Raw genomic sequence first — 18,324 nt, 5'->3', positions numbered from 1 at the left:
CATGAACGCAGCAGCCACCGCCGGCCGGCCCATCGTTACCGTCAACCTGGGCGATTACCCTGCCACCCGCGCCTGGAAGAGCGGCCAGTTGGACTCGGACCTCATCGACGTCCGCTTCTCCGGGCTGCGCGCGGTCTGGGACGAGTTCGCCGCCATGATGCGCACGCAGAAATACGACTGCAGCGAGATGTCGCTGGTCAGCTACCTGCAGGCCCGGGCCCTGGACCAGCCCTTCGTCCTGCTGCCCGTGGTCGTTACCGGCAAGATGCAGCACGGCTACATCGGCTACGATGCCCAGCGCGGCCCGCTGCGTCCCAAGGACCTCGAGGGCCGGCGCGTGGGCGTGCGCTCCCACCCCCAGACCACCGGCACGTGGGCGCGCAGCATCCTGCAGAACGAGCACGGCGTGGACCTCGACGGCATCCAATGGATCTGCGTGGAAGACCCCCACGTCGAGGGAAGCAGCGTGCCGCCCAACGTCGGCTACGACCACAGCGGCCGGACCATGCTGCAGATCCTGCTGGCCGGCGACGTCGACGCCGCCGTCCTCGGCCCGGACATGCACCGCGACCCGCGCGTGCAGCCGGTCATCGCCGACGCCGACCAGGCTGCCGCCCGCTGGCTGGACAGGCACGGCATCGTGCAGATCATCCACATGCCGGTAGTCACGCAGGCGCTGGCCCGGGCCCGTCCCGACATCGTGCGGGAACTGTTCCGGCTCTACATGGCCAGCCGGGCGGCCGCGCCGGAACAGGAGCGGACCGCTTTCGCTCCGCATCCCGCCGGCGTCGAGCCGCTCAGGCGCGGACTGCAATGCATGATAGACGTCTGCTGCGAGCAAAACCTGCTGGCCCGGCGGCTGACCGTCGACGAATTGTTCGACGACACCACCCGCCGGCTCGGAGCCGTGGCGTGACCGCATGCCCCGACAGTGCCGCCGCCATCCCCCCGCTGGGCTGGGACGACCTCGGCCAGGCCCAGCGGGACGCCGCCTATGACAACCTTGCCGCCGTGGCCGGTGCCGCGGCGATCCAGCAGGCGCGGCACGAAGCATCGGCGCGCTTCCGGGCGGAACGTCCGGGATGCCTGGACCGCCCCTACGGCCCCGACGAACGCAACAGGTGGGATCTCTTTCCCGCCAGGGATCCGCATGCGCCCTGCCTGGCGTTCATCCACGGCGGCTACTGGCAGCGAGGCAGCCGGAACTCCGGCAGCGTGCTGGGAACCGGCGTCATGGCCCACGGGTGGTCGTACGCCTGCGTCGGCTATCCGCTCGCACCGCAGGTGTCCGTCGGCGCCATCGTCGCCCATCTGCGCCGGGCGCTGGACTGGCTGCGCGACACCGGCCCCTCGCTCGGCATCGCCGGCCCCCTGTTCCTGTGCGGTTCATCCGTGGGCGGCCACCTGGCCTCCATGCTGCTCGACCACGTGGCCGTCCGGGCGGGGCTGGCGATCTCCGGCATCTACGATCTCGCGCAGATCCGCGATACCTATCTGAATGCCAAGCTGCGGTTGTCCGACCATGACATCGCGACCTGCTCGCCTCTGCGCATGCCGGCCGTCGATAAAACACTGGCCATCGCCTACGGGACACGTGAACTCCCGGCACTGATCGGGCACGGGCGCGCCTTCCATGGCTACCGCGCGGACCGGCATCGGCCGGGGGCGTTGATTCCCGTGCCGCAAGCCAATCACTTCACCATCCTCGACTCGCTCGAATCCCCTACCGGCATCCTGACCGGACATGTGCTGCAGCTGGCAAACTGAACGTCACGACATCCTCCGACAGCCCTGCACGCCGCGCCAATTGCCGGCAGCGATCGAGTTCGCGGCAGCCTCCTGATCCAATGCCGCTACGGTTGGGGTTCGCGCTGGGCCAGGCTGCCTGCCGGCGTGGTAATCACGAAAAACACGAGATTATCGGTTCCGGTATTGGAAAGCCCATGGCCGACGCCGGCCGGCAGGAATACGAACGAGCGGGGCCTGACGACCTGCGGACAGCCGTCCAGTTCCAGCAGGCCCTCTCCCTCGACAAAGTAATAGACCTGCTCCTTGGCCTCGTGGACGTGCGTCTGCACATAGGCTCCCGGCTCATAGCTGGAAATCCGGAAATCCAGGAAGCTCGCCCCGTCTCCTTCCACGCTCACCAGGACCTTGGACAGCGCGCCCTGGAAGTGCCCGGGCGACTGTATCCAGGGAAACTCCGCGAGTTCCCTGACGGCGGCGCGGGGCCTGCCGCCGTCATTGCGCGACATCGAACTTCACCTTGGCGGCCAACTGGCTCCAGCGTTCGGTCTCTTCTTTGAAGTAGCCGCCGAGCGCCTCGGGCGCCCCGCCCTTGGGATCTTCGCCCATCGCCTTGAGCTTGCCGATCAGTTCGGGATTCTTCAAGGCTTGCGATGCGGCGGCGTTCAGCTTGTCGATCACCGGCCTGGGCGTGTCGCGGGGCGCAAAGATGCCCACCCAGCCCTGCACCGCGAAACCCGGCAGCCCCGCGGCCTCGGCCACCGTGGGCACGTCGGGCAGCGCCCCGCTGCGCTCGGGTCCGCTGACGCCCAGCGCCTTGAGCCTGCCGGAAGACACGAATGGCAAGGCGGTAGGCAGGACCGCGAACACATAGGAAATCTGGCCGCCGACCAGGTCGGTCATGACGGCGCCCCCGCCCTTGTAGGGCACGTGCTGGGCCTCGATTCCCGCGGCGGCATTGAACATCGCGGCATTCAGGTGATTGTCGCTGCCGTAGCCGGCCGACCCGTAGTTCAACGCGCCGGGCTTGGCCTTGGCCATGGCGACCAGGTCCTTGGCGCTGCCTACCGGCAACGCCGGATTGACCACCAGCACGGTCGGCACGGTGGACAACAGGCTGACCGGGGCGAGGTCCTTGCCGGCGTCGAAAGGCATTTTCTTGAAGAGGATGGGATTGGCCGCCAGCGCGGTCGAGGTCAACAGCAGCGTATAGCCGTCCGGATCGGCCTTGACCACTGCCTCGGTACCCGGGATGGACGCGCCCCCGCCCCGGTTCTCGACCACGACCTGCTGGCCCAGCGCCTCGGACATGAAAGGCGCGACCAGGCGCGCCGTGATGTCGGTAACGCCCCCGGTGCCATAAGGCACGATCAGGCGGATCGGACGGGAAGGAAACTCCTGGGCCCACGCGAGGGGCGCGGCCGCGAAGGAGCAGGTGGCCACGGCCCCCAGCGCTGCGACGACAAGACGAGCTTTCATGATGTGTCTCCGTAGATGGACATTGCTGCGTTTTTGTCCTGGAACCGCCGGCGTGCTAGCGCGCCGGTCTTGCGCCCGGCCAGACTTTGCTGGCGGCGCGCTCGTACTGCTTGGGATAGGGAACCTGCCCGCCCAGCGCATCGGCGGCATGCCATCCCCAGCGGGGATCGTCGAGCATGGCGCGGCCCAGCGCCACGAAGTCGGCCTCGCCCGACCGCACGATGGCGTCCGCCTGTTCGGGACGCGAGATCAGGCCGACCGCGCGAGTGGCGATGCCGGTGCGCTCGCGCACGGCGGCCGCGAACGGCACCTGGTATCCCGGACCGACGCTGATGCGCTGGTGGCCCACCAGACCGCCGGACGAGACGCACACATAATCGCAACCGATTTCCTTCAGTGCCCCTGCCAGGGCGACGGCGTCGTCGAGCCCGAAACCGCCCTCGGCCCAGTCGCTGGCGCTGATGCGCACGCCCAGCGCCCGGTCGGCGGGCAGCGCCGCGCGGACCTGCTCGGCGATTTCGAGCGGCAGCCGCATCCGGCCCGCCGCGCTGCCTCCGTAGGCATCGCCGCGCTGGTTCGACAGCGGCGACAGGAACTGGTGGAGCAGGTAGCCATGGGCGGCATGCAGTTCGACCACGTCGAAGCCGGTCCGCGCCGCGCGCGCCGCGGCGTCCACGAAGGCCTGGCGGATGCGCGCGATGCCCTGCTCGTCGAGCGCCTGCGGCACCGGCGCCCCCGCATCGCCGGCCAGCGCGGACGGCGCCAGCGGCTGCCAACCGCCCTCCTCCGGCGGCAACGGCCCCCGCCCGGCCCAGGGCGGACGTATCGACGCCTTGCGCCCGGCGTGCGAGAGCTGCACGCCCACGCGCGCGCTGCCCCATTGCTTGCAGAATGCCACGACCCGCGCAAGCGCCTGCTCCTGCGCGTCGCCATACAAGCCCAGGCAGCGCAGCGAACCCCGCCCCGCGGGTTCGACGGCGGTGGCCTCGGTCATCAGCAGTCCCGCGCCCGAATAGCAAAGCTGCCCGAGATGGGCAAGGTGCCAATCGCTCGCACAGCCGTCGGCATCGCTGCTGTACTGCGCCATCGGCGACACGGCAATGCGGTTGGGGAGTTCGACGCGGCCCAGCGCCAAAGGGGAAAACAAGCTGCGCGTCATGAAACGACATCTCCTGTATGCGTAAGGACAGGCCGCCGCAACGGGCATCCCGCGTTCTATAAAGTATCTTATAATTTGGGAAAAATTGTCAAAGCAGGACTAGCCCTAAGCACGAACGCCGCCGCGAGGATATGCGCATGCCATTGGATGAGCTCAGGATCTATACGGTGACGCCGCAAGGCCTGGAGGAGTATCTGCGTCTTGCGCAGGATGTAGCGGTTCCCATACGCGGCGACGCCTATGGCAGTTTGCTGGGGTTCTGGACCGGCGAGATCGGTTCGGTTTGCCGCGTGTTCAACTTGTGGCGCCACACGGACCTGGCCACGCGCCAGCAGGCGCGGGCGGGGCTGGACCGGCTGGACGCCTGGCGCAATGACTACGTGGCGTGCGTGCATCCGCTGATGGACGAGCAGGAGATCCGTTTCATGTCGCCTGTTGCGCCGCTGCGTCCGCCGGCCGGGGAGGTCAGCGCCTACGAATTCCGCCTGATACGGACCAAGGTCGGCAAAGCCGCCGAGATCGCGGCACGATTGCGCGACGAACCACCGGACGACGATCCGGCCATGTCGCTCGCGGTGTGGACCACTTTCGCGGGCAGACTGAATGAAGTCGTGCAGTTGTCGGCCTATCCCGACCTGGACCGCCGCATCCGCAGCGGCGGCTGGCGCGATTTCTACAACAGACACGGCGCATCGATCGCCCGCACGGAGTCCAGCCTGGTCGCCGCCTGCCCGCATTCACCGCTGCGCTGACGTTCGCGGCGGCGCACTCCGCGGCGGCTTTCACGCCCTCTCCACAACCATAAAAATTTCTTTCCATTAGGAATTTTTATAGCGTCGCCTTTCTGGCACGCATTCCGTTCGCGCCGGCGGCCCGGATGCCCGCAGGCGCGCAGCATCGCGCTGCCTCCGCGCACGGCCAATAGAAATCCTCATGCCTGCCATAAGGACATTTCATTTGGCGCCCTCCTCCCCGATCGGCACAATTCGGGCCAGTCGAATACAGACCGGAAATATCTGGCCCCCCAGGAGGAGAAGCAACGTGAAACTATCCAAAGCGCTGACTTGCCTGTTTCTTGCCGCGGCAGCGGGAACCGCCCAGGCACAGGACTACCCCGCCCGACCGATCCGCATGGTGGTGCCCTTCGCCGCCGGCGGCGTGGTGGACGTGACCGCGCGACTGCTCGCGCAGAAGCTGACCGAACGGCTCGGCTGGAACGTGATCGTCGAAAACAAGCCGGGCGGCAACGGCTTCATCGCGGTGAACTACGTCGCGCAGGCCCCCGCCGACGGCTATACCTTGCTGATGGCGCACACCGGCGAGTTCTCGGTGAACCCGGCGCTGTTCAAGAACGTGCCCTACAACCTGGAACGCGACTTCAAGCCCATCACGCTGGTCAGCGACACGCCCCTGCTGCTGGTGTCCAACGCCAACACGCCCTACAAGACCTTCGATGACGTGATCAAGGCCGCCAAGGCCAATCCCGGCGGCCTCTCCTTCTCCTCGCCCGGATCCGGCAGCTACAACCACCTGGGCGGCGAATGGCTGGCGCTGGAGGCGGGCATCAAGCTCATGCACATCCCCTACAAGGGCGGCGCACCCGCCATGGCGGCCGTTGCCGGCGGCGAGGTTCCGCTGGGCGTCGTGGCCGTACCCGCCGTGCTGCCGCACGTCAAGACCGGCCGGGTCCACGTGATAGGCCTGCTCACCCAGCGCACGATGGCCGACCACCCGGAATGGAAAACCGCGCAAGGCGCCGGCATCCCGCGCGTGGATGCTTCCAACTGGGTCGGCATGTTCGCGCCCAAGAACACCCCCGACGCCATCGTCGAGACCTTGCACCGGGAAGTGGCCAAGACGCTGGCCGCCGCCGACGTGGTGCAACGCTTCGCCGACGCCGGCGCCACCGTGGGCGGCATGCCGCCCGCGCAATTCAAGCAGCGCATCGAGTTCGACCTGCAGAACGTACGCGGCGTGATCGAACGCGCCAAGATCGAGCCCTGAAAGCGCAGGGAAATTTTTTCTGGAATCGTGCATGACCAACCCCAACAAGGCAAACGGACTGGACCTTCGGCGCTGGCTGGAAGACATAGCCGCCATGCGGCAGGTGAAGGAAGTTCCGGGCGCCGACTGGCGCCTGGAGCTGGGCGCCATCTCGGAACTGAACGTCAAGAAGGCCGATCCCATGGCCTTGCTGTTCGACGAGATCCCCGGCTATCCGGCCGGACACCGCGTCCTGACCTGCACCACGTCCAATGCCGTCCGGCTCGCCAACATCCTGCGGCTGGGCAGCGTCGATAGCCACCAGGACCTGGTGGGCAAGCTGCGCGGACGCCCCAACGCCTGGAAAAGCCGCGCCGCCGACTTTCCGCCGGTGGAGGTCGACGACGGCCCGGTGTTCGAACACGTCATGAGCGGCGACGAGGTCGACGTCACGGCCTTTCCCGCGCCGCTCTGGCATGAAAAGGACGGCGGCCGCTACATCGGCACCGGCTGCATGGTCGTCACCCGCGATCTCGACACCGACTGGGTCAACGTGGGCACCTACCGCGTCATGATCCACGACCGCAACCACGTCGGGCTGGACATGATCCCCGGCAAGCACGGCGCCATCCAGTACGACAAGCACGTCGACGCAGGCAAGCCCTTCCCGGTCGCCATCGTGCTGGGCTGCGATCCGCTGGGCTACACCATTTCCGGCATCGAAGTGCCCTACGGCATGTGCGAATACAACTACATCGGCGCCATCCTGGGCCAGCCGGTGGAAGTCGTGCGCGGACAGCTCACCGGCCTGCCCATTCCCTCGGCCGCCGAGATCGTGCTGGAGGGCTGGGCCCATCCCGGCGACATAAAAGAGGAAGGCCCGTTCGGCGAATTCCACGGCTACTACCCTGGCAAGCAGGGCACCTCGCCGGTGGTGACCATCGAACGCGTCTATTACCGTTCGCAGCCCATCCTGCTGGGCAGTCCGCCGGCCAAGCCGCCCAACGACTATTCCTATTCGAAAGCGGTGATGCGCTCGGCGCTGCTGATGGACGCGCTGCAGGCAGCCGGCGTGCCCGACGTGCAATCCGTGTGGGCCCACGAGATCGGCGGCGCGCGCATGTTCAACGTGGTGTCCATCAAGCAGCGCTACGCCGGCCATTCCCGCCAGGCGGGGCACCTGCTGCTCAACTGCGGCGTGGGCGCCTACATGTCGCGCTGGGCCGTGGTGGTGGACGAAGACATCGATCCTTCCAACCTGCAGGAAGTGATGTGGGCGGTCGCCACGCGCGCCGATCCGGAACGCGACATCGACGTACTGACCCGCGGCATGGGCTCGAAGAACGACCCGATGTTCGTCACCTTCGGCACCGACACCGCGTTCAACTCCAAGGCCGTCATCGACGCATGCCGGCCTTATGACTACCTCGGCCGGTTCCCCGAGGTTGCCGAAGCCAGCAAGGCCCTGCAAGCGGAGACCCGCCGCAAGTGGGGACACGTACTCGACGAATGACCCGAAGAACGACACCAAGAACGAGGAGCAGCATGAACCACACGACGATATTTGCCGCCACCCTGGCGGGCACGCTGGCCGCCGGCACCGCCTTCGCCCAGCAATGGCCGAGCCGGCCCGTTACCCTGATCGTGCCTTTCTCCCCCGGCGGCGTGGCGGACACGGTCGCCCGCCCCGTGGCCGAAGCCATGTCGCGCAAGCTCGGCCAGCCGGTCGTGGTCGAGAACAAGGCCGGTTCGGGCGGCGCGGCGGGCATTGCGCACGTCGCGCGGGCGGCTCCCGACGGCTACACCATCCTGATCTCGCTGCCCTCCATCTCCAGCATGCCCACCGCGGACAAGCTGGTCGGCCGCCAATCCATGTACCAGCTCGACCAGCTGGTCCCCATCGCCCGCATCACCGCCGATCCGACCGTGCTGGCCGTGCGCGCGGACAGCCCCTGGAAGACGCTGCAGGAATTCGTCGACTACGGCCGCAAGCACCAGATCACCTATGGTTCCTCGGGCGTCTACGGCACGCTGCACATGTACATGGCCTCGCTGGGCAACGCCGCCGGCATGGACATGCTGCACGTGCCGTTCGGCGGCGCCGGGCCGGCGCTGCTGGCCTTGATGGGCAACCAGATCCAGGCCGTGGCGGCCTCTCCGGCTTCGGTCAAGCAGCACGTGAACAGCGGCGCGCTGCGCGTGCTGGCCCACTGGGGCGACGAGCCGCTGGAAGCCTTCCCCAAGCTGCCCAGCCTCAAGTCCCAGGGCTACAACGTCGAGTTCTACCAGTGGAGCGGCCTGTTCGCCCCCGCGGGCACGCCCAAGGCCGTGCTGGAAAAACTCGGCGAAGCCGCCAAGTTCGCCTCTGAAGACGCCCGCGTCAAGAAGACCATCGAAGGCGGCGGCCTGCCCATCAAGTACCTGAACACGGCCGACTTCGCCAAATACTGGAAGGAAGACGCCGACGGGCAGATCCAGGCCGTGCAGCGCATCGGCAAGGTGGATTGAAACGCCGACATACCGGAAACGAGAACAGATGACTCAAACGCCCCACCCGCAGTTCGCCTCCGCCCAGGACGGCACCCGCATCGCTTACGCATTGCATGGCGATCCCGCCTCGCGCCGGCGCATCGCCCTGGTCCACTCGCTGGCCATGGACCATACGTTCTGGGATTCCGTCGTGGCCCATCTCGGCACGGACGTCGCGGTCGCGGCCATCGACGCCCGCGGCCACGGCCGCTCCGGCAGGCCGGCGGGCCCCTACCGCGTCGAGACCTTCGCCGACGATCTCGCGGCGGTACTGGACGCGCTGGGCTGGGAACGCGCGGCCGTGGGCGGCGCCTCGATGGGCGGCAGCGTGGCGCTGGCCTTCGCCATCCGCCACCCTGGCCGCACCGCCGGGCTGGGGCTGTTCGACACCACCGCCTGGTACGGCGCCAGCGCGCCGGCCGATTGGGAAGACCGCGGCCAGAAAGCGGTCCGGGAGGGGTTGGCCAGCCTGATCGCATTCCAGGAAACCCGCTGGTTCACCGACGAGTTCCGCAGCGCCCACCCGGACGTGGTGGCGCGCTGCAAGGAGGTCTTCCTGGCCAACGACGTGCCGGCCTATCTTGAAACCTGCCGCATGCTGGGCAATATGGACCAGCGCGGCGGGCTGGCCGGCATCGCCGTGCCCACCCGCATTCTCGTCGGCGAAGAAGACTACGCCACGCCCGTGGCCATGGCGCAGGCGCTGGCCGATGCCATTGCAGGATCGACGCTGCGCGTGCTGCCGCGCGCACGCCACCTGTCGCCGCTGGAGTACCCGCAGGACGTGGCTGCGTGCCTGCGCGAACTGGCGCGCGGCTAGCCGAAGGAATCCCGCCATGTCTCCCTACGAACTGCTGCGTCCGGCCTCGCTCGACGAGGCGCTGGAACTGATCGCCGCGCCGGATTTCGCCGGCCGCCCGGTCAGCGGCTCGACCGCGATCTCGCTGATGCGCCGCGCCGGCGTGCTCAACGTGGATAGCCTGGTCAGCCTGGAAGGCCTGCGCGCCTCGCTGAACCGGATCCAGGTCGGCGACGACGGCCAGGCGCGCGTCGATGCCCTGGCCACCCTGGGCGAGATGGAACGCCACGCCGCCCTGATGCGCTCGCATCCCGTGCTGGCGCAGGTATTCGTCACCCTGGCCAATCCGCGCGTGCGCAACGTCGCGATGATAGGCGGCTATCTATCGCACGGCGATCCGCACATGGATCTGCCGCCGGTCCTGAGCGCGCTGGACGCGCGCGTGACGGCCCGCAGCGTACGCGGCAGCCGCGAGATCCCGGTGGACCAGCTCTACCAGGGCTATTACGAAACCGCGCTGGCGGCCGACGAACTCGTCACCGGGCTGTTCATTCCCCGCCAGCCAGGCTGTGCCTACTACAAGAAGGTCACCACCCGCGCCCGCCACGACTGGCCCACGCTGGGCATCGCGGCCGCCTTCGACATGACCGGCGACCGCATCGGCCGCGCCCGCCTGTTCATCGGCGCCGCCACCGACCGCCCCAAGCGCCTGGAACAGACCGAGGCGCTGGTCGAAGGGCAGCCCTGGTCGGAAGCACTGGCCCGCAAGGCGGCCGAGGCGGCTGTCGCCGAGGCGCCGCTGGTGGCCGACAACCACGGCAGCATGGAATACAAGCAGGCGCTGCTGCGCGCCTATCTTCCCGAAGTTTTCGAGCAGGCCATGAAAACCGCCCGGCCGGCAACGAGGCAAGCATGACGACATCGACCGAACGTCCTTCCCTGACGCGCCTGGGCAAGGGCCTGCGCCGCCTCGAGGCGGTCGACAAGGTGACCGGCCGCGCCAACTACACCCACCACGTTTCGCTGCCCGGCATGCTGCACGCCAAGATCGTGCGCAGCCACGTGGCGCACGGCAGGCTGCTCGGCGTGAACGTCGAGGAAGCGCGCGCCGTCCCCGGCGTCATCGGGGTCTACACCGGCGCCGACATCCTCACGGTCATTCCCGAGCCCTACTACGGTCCGGCCTTCCACGACCAGCCCATCCTGGCCATCGACAAGGTGCGCTACGTGGGCGAACCGCTTGCCGTGGTCGTGGCCGAATCGCCGCACGTGGCCGAGGATGCCGCCGGCCTGGTCATGGCCGATATCGAGGAACTGCCCGCGGTGCTGGACGAGGTCGAGGCCATGCACTCGGACATCTACGTGCACGATTCGCTGCGGCCTGCCGGCACCTTCGCCGACCTCAAGCACCTGAGCGGCATCCGCGACACCAACGTGGCGCTGACCTTCGGCGTCAAGAAAGGCAATGTGGACGAGGCTTTCGCGCGCGCCCACCGGGTGTTCAAGAACACCTTCAAGACACAGCAAGTGATGCACGTCCCGCTGGAGCCCATGGTGTCGGTCGCCGACGTGCGCCACTCGCATGCCTACGTCTACACCGCCAGCCAGACGCCCTCCTTCGCGCGCACCGAGATCGCCCGCCTGCTGGGCTGGCGCGAGAACCAGGTCACCATCAAGACGGCCTTCCTGGGCGGCGGCTTCGGCTGCAAGCTCTACGTCAAGCTCGAACCGCTGGCCGTGGCGCTGAGCATGCTGTGCCACCGGCCGGTGCGCGTGGCGCTGACGATGGCCGAGCAGTTCTACACCATCACCCGCCACCCCACCACCTTCCGGATCGAGTCCGCGGTGGACGAAAGCGGACGCATTACCGCGCGCCGCTGCGAGGTGCTGTGGAACGGCGGCGCCTATGCCGACATCGGCCCCCGCGTCACCCAGAAATCCGGTTTCACCGCGCCCGGGCCGTACGACATCGAGCACGTGGACGTCAGCTCCGTGGCGATCTACACCAATCGCCCGCCGGCCGGCGCGTTCCGCGGCTTCGGCATTCCGCAGCTGGTATGGGCCTATGAAAGCCAGGCCGACATCATCGCCCGGGCGCTGGGCCAGGATCCGCTCGAGTTCCGGCTGCGCAACGTGCTGTCCGACGGCAAGCGCCACGCCACCGGCACCGTCATGCAGGACGCCGCCATCCCCGCCGTGCTCAAGCGCCTGGCCGAACGCTTCGGCTGGGACCAAGCCATCGAGCGCGGCACCGGCCGCAAGCGGCGCGGCCGCGGCATAGGCGTGGGCATCAAGGCCTGCGTCTCGCCCACCACGTCGGTGGCCGCAGTCTCGGTGGCGGCCGACGGCAGCTGCAGCGTCCAGGGCAATACCGTGGACATGGGCCAGGGGTCCGACACCGTGATGGCGATGATCGTCTCCGAAGTCATCGGCGTGCCGGCCGAATCGGTCTCGGTCGTTTCTCCCGATACCGACGCCTCGCCGTACGACATGGCCACGCTGGGATCGCGCTCGACCTTCCACATGGGCCACGCCGTGCGCCTGGCCGCCGAGGATGCGCTCGCCAAGCTGCAGGCGATGGCGCGCGAAGTCGGCGTCGACCGGGTCGATCCGAACGACCTGGGCATGCTGTTCGTGCGCAAGTTCGGCATGCAGGCCGGCACCATCATCGGCACCGGCGTCTACAAGCCCACCTACCAGTCGCCCGACAAACAGACCGGCCAGTCCGAGGACATCACGCCGAACTGGATGATAGGCGGCTGCGCCATGGAGGTCGAAGTCGACACCGAGACCGGCATGTACACCATCCTGCGCATGGAGAACGTGGTCGATTGCGGCACCGCGCTCAATCCGCTGGTCGTCGACACCCAGATCAGCGGCTCGGCCATCATGCAGCTGGGCACCGTCACGCTGGAGGAAATGGAATTCGACGAGCAGGGCCAGCTGCGCAACGCCGGCCTGTCCGAATACAAGATCCCCGGCATCCAGGACATTCCCCGCTACATCGGCCGCGAGGCGGTGGACGCCTACCAGGCCAACGGCCCGTTCGGCGGCAAGGGCGTCGGCGAAAGCGCGGCCTTCGGCGTGGCCTCGTCGCTGGCCGCGGCCATCGAGGATGCCGTGGGCGTACGCATTACCGATCTTCCCATCCGCCCCGAGAAGATCTGGGCCGGGCTCCAGGCCCGGCAAGGACAAGAGAGCACACAATGAGCACCCACCACATCGACATCCAGTTCCAGCTCAATGGCCGGCCCCAGCGCCACCATGTGGACGTGCGCGACAACGCCATCGACGTGCTGAACCGCTGCGGCCTGAAAGGCGCCCGCGAAAGCTGCGGCCAGGGCCTGTGCGGCTGCTGCACCATCTACGTCGACGGCCAGCCTGCTTCGGGCTGCCTGTGCCCGGCCTGGAAGCTCGAGGGCCGCGACGTGCAGACGGTCGAGGCGGCGCACGAGCAGGACGGCGAACTCGATCCGATCCAGCAGGCCTTCATCGACACCGGCGCGTTCCAGTGCGGTTTCTGCACGCCCGGCTTCGTCATGATGACGCGCAAGCTGCTCGACCTGCATCCCTCGCCCACCAATGCGCAGATCGAGCACTACCTGGCCGGCAACCTGTGCCGGTGCGGAACCTACCCCGAAATCATCGCCGCGGTGCGGCTCGCTGCGGAACGCATCGCGTCCGCGCGCTAAGGAGAGACATTGCATGGAAATGCTTGCTGAACGCCCGATCGCCGCCCCGCGGCCCCTGGTCTGGCAATGCCTGAACGACCCGGAGGTCCTGAAGGCCTGCATTCCCGGCTGCGAATCCATCGAGGCGACCGGCCCCGACAGCTACAAGGTCGCCATGGTGGCCGCCGTCGGCTTCATCAAGGCGCGTTTCGTGGGCGACCTGGCGCTGCAGAACAAGGTCGCGGACACCTCCTACGACCTCGGCTTCAACGGCTCGGGCGGCGCGGCCGGCTTCGGCAAGGGCAGCGCGTCGGTGGCCCTGGCCGACGGCGCCGATGGCGGCACGATGCTGAGCTACCGGGTCCAGGCCCAGGTGGGCGGCAAGCTCGCCCAGGTCGGCGCGCGCGTGATCGACGCCGTTGCCAAGAAAATGGCCGACGAGTTCTTCCAGCGGCTCGATGCCCACATTACCCGGGTCGCCGCGCCGCCCAGCGCCGATGTGGAACAAGCCCCCCAGCCCGCCGCAACGCCGGCGGCTGCCGCAGCGCCCGCGCCGGCAGCACCCGCCCCGGCCGCCTCCGCTCCTGCGGCGGCCTCCAAGCCCAATCGCGCCTGGCTGTACGCAGCCGCGGCGGTCGCGGTGGCGGTGGTCGCCTTCATCGTCCTGGGTTCGGGCAGCGGATCGTGAAAACCTGGGAGCCCCGCCGCCTGGCGCCGCCGGCGGGCCACTACGCCTACGCGGTGCAAACCGGCAATCTGGTCTATTTGTCCGGCGTCCTGCCCGACCTGGCCCGCGGCAGCGACTTCGCCGTCCAGTTCGGCACCTGCTTCGAGCGCATCGAAGCCATCCTGGCCGAAGGCGGGCTGGACCTGTCCCATCTCGTGCAATGCACCGTCTACCTGTCGGACATCACGCTGTGGGACGAATTCAATCGGCTGTACCGCGAGCGCCTGGGCGCGCATCGCTGCGCGCGCACGGTAGTGCCGGTGGGCGCGCTGCATTTCGGCGCCCTGATCGAAGTGCAAGCGGTGGCGGAAGCGATTCCGTCAACTGCTGCCTGAGCAGGCGCCGCGAGACTTTCCCGTTCGCCCCGAGCGGGATGCTCTCCAGCTTCCACCAGTAGACCGGCTGCCAGGCCGGCGGAAGCCGGGTCGCCAACTGGATGGCGAGATCATTGGCCTGCAGGCCGGGCGTACCGGTGAAGGCGCAGCCAACCACGGCGCCGTAGGTGGCATCCTCCACGCCGAACACCACTGCCTGGCGCACGCCCGCCATGCCTTCCACCTGCCGCTCGATCTCGCCGGGATGAATGTTCACGCCGCCGCGCAGGATCATGTCGTCGGCCCGCCCCAGCACGGTCAGCCTGCCGCTTGCATCGAAGCGCCCGACGTCCTGCGTATCCACCGGCGCGGGACAAGGCCGCAGCGCATTCTCGTGCACCAGCCGCGTCGCCAGAGCCGCATAGGGACTGGAAACGAGAATGCGGCCCGGCGCATCGGGCGCCGCGCCGGCCGGCCGGGCCAGCTCGACCCCCACGCCTTCGATCGGAAACCCCACGCGGCCCACCTGCCGGCACGCCGCATTCGAGCCGCACATCCAGCCCAGCTCGGAACTGCCGTACAGATTGATCAGCGGCACCTGCCAGGCCTGCTCGGCGTGTTCCCAGATATCCGCCGCCAATTCCGACGAGCTACAGGAGAGCCGCGTCAGCGACGGCAGCGCGTCCGCCATGCCCAGCATGATCCGCACCATGCTGGGCACCATGGGCATGAAGCGGATGCCGCGGTCGGCCAGCCAGCCCGTCAGGCGCGATGCCGAGAAGCCCGCCGCCACATGCAGTTGCGTATCGCGCAGCAGGAACGGCATCAGGCTCAGTATCTGCGCCGAATACCAGTTCATCCCGCGCACTTCCAGGCACGGTTCGCCCTCGTCCAGCGCCATCAGCCGGGCGGAGACCTCGCCGTTGTGCCGCAACGCCGCCGCCGATTGGTAGACCAGCTTGGGCATGCCGGTCGTGCCGGAGGTGCAGTTGACCTGCACCGTACCCGCGGGAAGGGCGCTGCGCCGTTCCGACAACGGCAGGTAGTCGGCCCCGCCCGGCCCCAGCGACAGCACGGCGGTCGGCCGGGCCGCGGCCAGCAGCGTACGCACCACGTCCGACGGCAGGAATTCGGTATCGATATTGAGCACGGCCGCGCCGGCCATCCATGCGCCCAGCCACAACACCACCTTGTCCAGGCCATTGGCCGAGGGCAGGAAGTAAAGCGGTACGTCCCCTCCTTCGCGGCGCGGCAGCGAACGCGCCACCTCGCCGACGCGCGCATACAGCGCACGGCCGTCCAGGGCCGCGCCGCTCGCCACGTCGGCCAGCGCGATCCTGTCCGGCTGCCGGCTGGCGCGGCGCGCCAGACAGGCTTCGACGAAGTCGGCAAAACTATCTGGCATGGGCAGCCAGGGCTTCGGGACCCGCCCGCCAATCCCGCTCGGCCCGCTCCAGCAGCCAGTCGCGGAAACAGGCCACCTTCTGGTGCGCATGGCGGCTCTCGGGCGTCGCCAGGTAATAGGCCGACTTCGATTTCAAGCGTGGCCCGAACGGCGAGACCAGCGCCTCGCGCCGCATCGCGCGGTTCACCAGCGGCGTGCGCCCGATCACGACGCCCAAGCCCTCCACCGCTCCGGCCAGCGAAGTGAGCTGCATGTGCATGCCCAGTTCCATGCTCGGCTGCAGATCGGCCAGGTCGGCCGCCGCCAGCCATTCCTGCCAGTCGTCTTCGTACAGCGAGGTGAAATAGGTGCGCAGCCATACCGAATCGCTCAGGATGGCCTGCGCGCCGAGATCGCTCCGGCCCCGGATCAGGGAAGGCGCCATGACGGGAAAGAAATATTCGTCGCACAGCCAGTCGCTGCGCACGCCGTCCCACTTGCCGGAGCCGTAGCGTATGGCGACGTCGTAGGCATTGATCTGGAAAGCATCGAAAGCCGCCGTGGTCGACAGCTGGATGCGCAACCTGGGATACGCGGCGCGGAATTCCGGCAGCGCGGGCAGCAGGCATTCGGTGGCGAAAGTCGGCAGACAGCTGACGGTCAGCGTGTTCTCGTTGCCGCCCTGGCTGGCCCGGTCGGTCGCGGTGGACAGCGCCACCAGCAATCCGCTGATCGCCTCCAGATACTCGGCCCCCGGCGTAGTCAATGCGATCTTGCCCCGGGCGCGCACGAACAGCGTCGTGCCGAGCCGGTCCTCCAGCGCGCGGATCTGATGGCTGATCGCCGCCTGGGTCAAGTGCAGCTCATTGGCTGCCTTGGTGAAGCTCAAATGGCGCGCCGTCGCCTCGAAAGCAAGCAGCGCGTTCAGCGGCGGAATGAAAGAGGCCATGCACGAGGCTTCCGGTGAGAGCCAGACACGGGCGGATTATAGCCGGGGAGGTTTTGCGAACCGGGCGCAATCTGCGCCGTTCATTCGTTATGTTCGCTCATGCATCACGAAACAGCACCCATATCCGTTCGCCGTCCACTTTGGCGGGAAAGGTGCGGACGTCCTGCGTCAATGGCGCGCAAAGCGCCTTCCCCGTACGCACGTCGAACCGGCCCTGGTGCAGCGGGCACTCGATCTCGCCTTCCTCCAGGAACCCGTCGCAAAGCCGGGCATTGCCGTGCGTACAGATATTGTCGGTGGCGAATACCTCTCCGCCGACGTCGTAGAGAGCGATCTCGACTCCCTCCGCTCTCACGGCTACGACATCGTCGTCCGGAAGTTCGCTGCGTGCGGCGATATCGACCCAACGGTCAGTCATGGACAAGCTCCTCAGATTCGTTGCCGCGATCTTAAGCGAGCCGCCCGCTGCTGATAATGCCCTGCGGTGAATGGTCAGTATTGCTGGCCGCAATAGATGCACGGCAGAACCGTCCCCGCCGCGGATTCCGGCGCGGTTGATTCAGCCCGGGAAGGCCGCGGGCACCGCCAGCGCCGGCGGCAAGCGCGGCACCCTTGCGTCGAAGCTATCGAACATCATCTTGCGCAGCCACTGATTGGCCGGGTCGCGGTGGTATTTGGCGGACCAGAATACGTTCAGGGGAATGGGGTCCAGACCGATGGGCAAAGGCGACCAGGCCAGCTCGAAAGGCAGCATGCTGCGGTTCACGAGGCGGCCCGGCAGCGTCGCCACCAGGTCCGTCTCGCCGAGGATATGGCCCACGGCGGAGAAATGCGGAATGCGCAGCCTCACGTTCCGGCGTATGCCGAGACGCTCCAGTTCCTGTTCCGCCATCATGTGGCCCGTGTTGGCGGCTATCACCACGACGTGGTCGGCGCGGCTGAACTCGTCCAGCGAGATCGGTCCCTTGTCGAGCGGATGCCCCTTCCTGAACGTACAGACGTACTGGCTGGACGCCAGGCGGCGCTGGAAGATCCCGGCATTGAGGTCCGGCAGCCATCCCACGGCGAGATCGACCGCCCCCGCTTCCAGTTCGTCCTTGAGATTGGCGGCGTCCTTGCGCACCGTGCTGATGGAAACCCGGGGCGCCACGGTTCCCAGCATACGCATCAGATTCGAAAGAAAATCGATCTCGCCGATGTCCGTCATGGCGATGGTGAAATTGCGCGTGCTCGATTCCGGCTCGAATGTCATTTCGAAATTGATCGCATCGTGCAATAGCCTCAGCGCCTCGCTGACGGGGCCGGACAGGCGCTCGGCGTAAGGCGTGGGCTGCATGCCGCGTCCGGTGCGGGTAAGCAGCTCGTCTCCCAATAGCGCCCTGAGGCGGTTCAACGCGTTGCTCATGCCGGGCTGGGACATGCCCAGGCTGTCGGCCGCCTTCGATACGCTTCCTTCCTGCATCAGCTCGGCGAACACGAGCAGGAGATTCAAGTCGACGTCGCGCAGGTCCATGGCCGCCTCCGGATATTCATTGAGGTGATATCGTACATTTGTGCGGCTTTATTGGTCCACGGGCCGGGCGG

18 protein-coding genes and 1 pseudogene are annotated in these 18,324 nt (G+C 67.7%); 12 read left to right on the top strand and 7 right to left on the bottom strand.

Annotated features, from left to right (window positions below; all coding sequences use genetic code 11):
* Position 1 precedes the first annotated feature (1 nt).
* Both PIGHUM_RS15180 and PIGHUM_RS15175 read left to right on the top strand, forming a co-directional pair.
* A complete protein-coding gene (locus tag PIGHUM_RS15180; protein ID WP_124080402.1) occupies positions 2-916 on the top strand; it encodes a substrate-binding domain-containing protein in 915 nt (304 codons plus the stop codon).
* Positions 913-1,767, top strand: a complete 855-nt coding sequence (locus PIGHUM_RS15175; protein ID WP_222929259.1) for an alpha/beta hydrolase — start codon at positions 913-915, stop codon at positions 1,765-1,767. Before PIGHUM_RS15180 ends, PIGHUM_RS15175 begins: the two co-directional genes overlap by 4 nt.
* Positions 1,768-1,853: 86 nt before the next feature.
* Here PIGHUM_RS15175 and PIGHUM_RS15170 read toward each other — a convergent pair whose 3' ends face one another.
* From PIGHUM_RS15170 to PIGHUM_RS15160, 3 genes are read right to left on the bottom strand one after another with little or no spacing between them, the layout of a single operon-like run.
* Complete coding sequence (locus PIGHUM_RS15170; RefSeq protein WP_124080400.1) at positions 1,854-2,255, bottom strand: cupin domain-containing protein; 402 nt, start codon at positions 2,253-2,255, stop codon at positions 1,854-1,856.
* Positions 2,242-3,225, bottom strand: a complete 984-nt coding sequence (locus tag PIGHUM_RS15165) for a Bug family tripartite tricarboxylate transporter substrate binding protein (protein ID WP_160142293.1) — start codon at positions 3,223-3,225, stop codon at positions 2,242-2,244. The genes PIGHUM_RS15170 and PIGHUM_RS15165 overlap by 14 nt, the downstream gene beginning before the upstream one ends.
* 55 nt (positions 3,226-3,280) lie before the next feature.
* Entirely contained in the window at positions 3,281-4,384 is a 1,104-nt protein-coding gene (locus PIGHUM_RS15160) for an NADH:flavin oxidoreductase/NADH oxidase (protein WP_124080398.1), read from the bottom strand.
* A gap of 137 nt (positions 4,385-4,521) precedes the next feature.
* Between PIGHUM_RS15160 and PIGHUM_RS15155 the strand changes: the two genes are divergently transcribed.
* The 10 genes from PIGHUM_RS15155 (at position 4,522) to PIGHUM_RS24240 (ending at position 14,428) form a co-directional block, all read left to right on the top strand.
* A complete protein-coding gene (locus PIGHUM_RS15155; RefSeq protein WP_160142292.1) occupies positions 4,522-5,136 on the top strand; it encodes an NIPSNAP family protein in 615 nt (204 codons plus the stop codon).
* 289 nt (positions 5,137-5,425) lie between these two features.
* Entirely contained in the window at positions 5,426-6,388 is a 963-nt protein-coding gene (locus tag PIGHUM_RS15150) for a Bug family tripartite tricarboxylate transporter substrate binding protein (RefSeq protein ID WP_160142291.1), read from the top strand.
* 31 nt (positions 6,389-6,419) lie between these two features.
* Positions 6,420-7,880: a UbiD family decarboxylase gene (locus PIGHUM_RS15145; protein WP_124080395.1), complete on the top strand. Its 1,461-nt coding sequence runs from the start codon at positions 6,420-6,422 to the stop codon at positions 7,878-7,880.
* A 32-nt stretch (positions 7,881-7,912) separates the two neighbouring features.
* Positions 7,913-8,875 carry a tripartite tricarboxylate transporter substrate binding protein gene (locus PIGHUM_RS15140; RefSeq protein WP_124080394.1) on the top strand — a complete coding sequence of 321 codons (963 nt, stop codon included), beginning with the start codon at positions 7,913-7,915 and terminating at the stop codon, positions 8,873-8,875.
* 28 nt (positions 8,876-8,903) lie between these two features.
* On the top strand, positions 8,904-9,716 hold the full coding sequence (locus PIGHUM_RS15135) for an alpha/beta fold hydrolase (RefSeq protein WP_124080393.1): 813 nt from the start codon (positions 8,904-8,906) through the stop codon (positions 9,714-9,716).
* A gap of 16 nt (positions 9,717-9,732) precedes the next feature.
* Positions 9,733-10,611 carry an FAD binding domain-containing protein gene (locus PIGHUM_RS15130; RefSeq protein ID WP_160142290.1) on the top strand — a complete coding sequence of 293 codons (879 nt, stop codon included), beginning with the start codon at positions 9,733-9,735 and terminating at the stop codon, positions 10,609-10,611.
* Complete coding sequence (locus PIGHUM_RS15125) at positions 10,608-12,905, top strand: xanthine dehydrogenase family protein molybdopterin-binding subunit (RefSeq protein WP_124080391.1); 2,298 nt, start codon at positions 10,608-10,610, stop codon at positions 12,903-12,905. The genes PIGHUM_RS15130 and PIGHUM_RS15125 overlap by 4 nt, the downstream gene beginning before the upstream one ends.
* Positions 12,902-13,387, top strand: a complete 486-nt coding sequence (locus PIGHUM_RS15120) for a (2Fe-2S)-binding protein (protein ID WP_124080390.1) — start codon at positions 12,902-12,904, stop codon at positions 13,385-13,387. The genes PIGHUM_RS15125 and PIGHUM_RS15120 overlap by 4 nt, the downstream gene beginning before the upstream one ends.
* A gap of 13 nt (positions 13,388-13,400) precedes the next feature.
* Positions 13,401-14,054: an SRPBCC family protein gene (locus tag PIGHUM_RS15115; RefSeq protein WP_124080389.1), complete on the top strand. Its 654-nt coding sequence runs from the start codon at positions 13,401-13,403 to the stop codon at positions 14,052-14,054.
* Positions 14,051-14,428, top strand: a complete 378-nt coding sequence (locus PIGHUM_RS24240; protein WP_160142289.1) for a RidA family protein — start codon at positions 14,051-14,053, stop codon at positions 14,426-14,428. Before PIGHUM_RS15115 ends, PIGHUM_RS24240 begins: the two co-directional genes overlap by 4 nt.
* A 409-nt stretch (positions 14,429-14,837) precedes the next feature.
* Here the strand turns inward: PIGHUM_RS24240 and PIGHUM_RS24235 are convergent.
* The 4 genes and pseudogenes from PIGHUM_RS24235 to PIGHUM_RS15090 form a co-directional block, all read right to left on the bottom strand.
* Positions 14,838-15,572 (bottom strand): annotated as a pseudogene (locus PIGHUM_RS24235) (AMP-binding protein); the annotation flags it as partial.
* 229 nt (positions 15,573-15,801) lie between these two features.
* Positions 15,802-16,740, bottom strand: coding sequence for a LysR substrate-binding domain-containing protein (locus PIGHUM_RS15100; protein ID WP_124080387.1), 939 nt, complete (start codon positions 16,738-16,740; stop codon positions 15,802-15,804).
* Positions 16,741-16,837: 97 nt separating this feature from the next.
* Positions 16,838-17,158 carry a non-heme iron oxygenase ferredoxin subunit gene (locus tag PIGHUM_RS15095; RefSeq protein WP_124080386.1) on the bottom strand — a complete coding sequence of 107 codons (321 nt, stop codon included), beginning with the start codon at positions 17,156-17,158 and terminating at the stop codon, positions 16,838-16,840.
* 141 nt (positions 17,159-17,299) lie between these two features.
* Entirely contained in the window at positions 17,300-18,253 is a 954-nt protein-coding gene (locus PIGHUM_RS15090) for a LysR family transcriptional regulator (RefSeq protein ID WP_124080385.1), read from the bottom strand.
* Positions 18,254-18,324 lie beyond the last annotated feature (71 nt).

Origin of the sequence: Pigmentiphaga humi (assembly GCF_900606115.1) — a bacterium.
Classification (GTDB): Bacteria; Pseudomonadota; Gammaproteobacteria; order Burkholderiales; family Burkholderiaceae_B; genus Pigmentiphaga; species Pigmentiphaga humi.
The sequence above is the reverse complement of the archived record's forward strand: the minus strand, read 5'-3'. Positions and strand labels throughout refer to the sequence as shown.

What these genes read in the sequence shown, in the direction of transcription:
- PIGHUM_RS15115 (WP_124080389.1), top strand. Translation starts at nt 13,401, where the DNA reads ATGGAAATGCTTGCTGAACGCCCGATCGCCGCCCCGCGGCCCCTGGTC.
- PIGHUM_RS15160 (WP_124080398.1), bottom strand. Translation starts at nt 4,384, where the DNA reads ATGACGCGCAGCTTGTTTTCCCCTTTGGCGCTGGGCCGCGTCGAACTC.
- PIGHUM_RS15155 (WP_160142292.1), top strand. Translation starts at nt 4,522, where the DNA reads ATGCCATTGGATGAGCTCAGGATCTATACGGTGACGCCGCAAGGCCTG.
- PIGHUM_RS15140 (WP_124080394.1), top strand. Translation starts at nt 7,913, where the DNA reads ATGAACCACACGACGATATTTGCCGCCACCCTGGCGGGCACGCTGGCC.
- PIGHUM_RS15120 (WP_124080390.1), top strand. Translation starts at nt 12,902, where the DNA reads ATGAGCACCCACCACATCGACATCCAGTTCCAGCTCAATGGCCGGCCC.
- PIGHUM_RS15180 (WP_124080402.1), top strand. Translation starts at nt 2, where the DNA reads ATGAACGCAGCAGCCACCGCCGGCCGGCCCATCGTTACCGTCAACCTG.
- PIGHUM_RS15100 (WP_124080387.1), bottom strand. Translation starts at nt 16,740, where the DNA reads ATGGCCTCTTTCATTCCGCCGCTGAACGCGCTGCTTGCTTTCGAGGCG.
- PIGHUM_RS15095 (WP_124080386.1), bottom strand. Translation starts at nt 17,158, where the DNA reads ATGACTGACCGTTGGGTCGATATCGCCGCACGCAGCGAACTTCCGGAC.
- PIGHUM_RS15090 (WP_124080385.1), bottom strand. Translation starts at nt 18,253, where the DNA reads ATGGACCTGCGCGACGTCGACTTGAATCTCCTGCTCGTGTTCGCCGAG.
- PIGHUM_RS15165 (WP_160142293.1), bottom strand. Translation starts at nt 3,225, where the DNA reads ATGAAAGCTCGTCTTGTCGTCGCAGCGCTGGGGGCCGTGGCCACCTGC.
- PIGHUM_RS15135 (WP_124080393.1), top strand. Translation starts at nt 8,904, where the DNA reads ATGACTCAAACGCCCCACCCGCAGTTCGCCTCCGCCCAGGACGGCACC.
- PIGHUM_RS15130 (WP_160142290.1), top strand. Translation starts at nt 9,733, where the DNA reads ATGTCTCCCTACGAACTGCTGCGTCCGGCCTCGCTCGACGAGGCGCTG.
- PIGHUM_RS15145 (WP_124080395.1), top strand. Translation starts at nt 6,420, where the DNA reads ATGACCAACCCCAACAAGGCAAACGGACTGGACCTTCGGCGCTGGCTG.
- PIGHUM_RS15170 (WP_124080400.1), bottom strand. Translation starts at nt 2,255, where the DNA reads ATGTCGCGCAATGACGGCGGCAGGCCCCGCGCCGCCGTCAGGGAACTC.
- PIGHUM_RS15125 (WP_124080391.1), top strand. Translation starts at nt 10,608, where the DNA reads ATGACGACATCGACCGAACGTCCTTCCCTGACGCGCCTGGGCAAGGGC.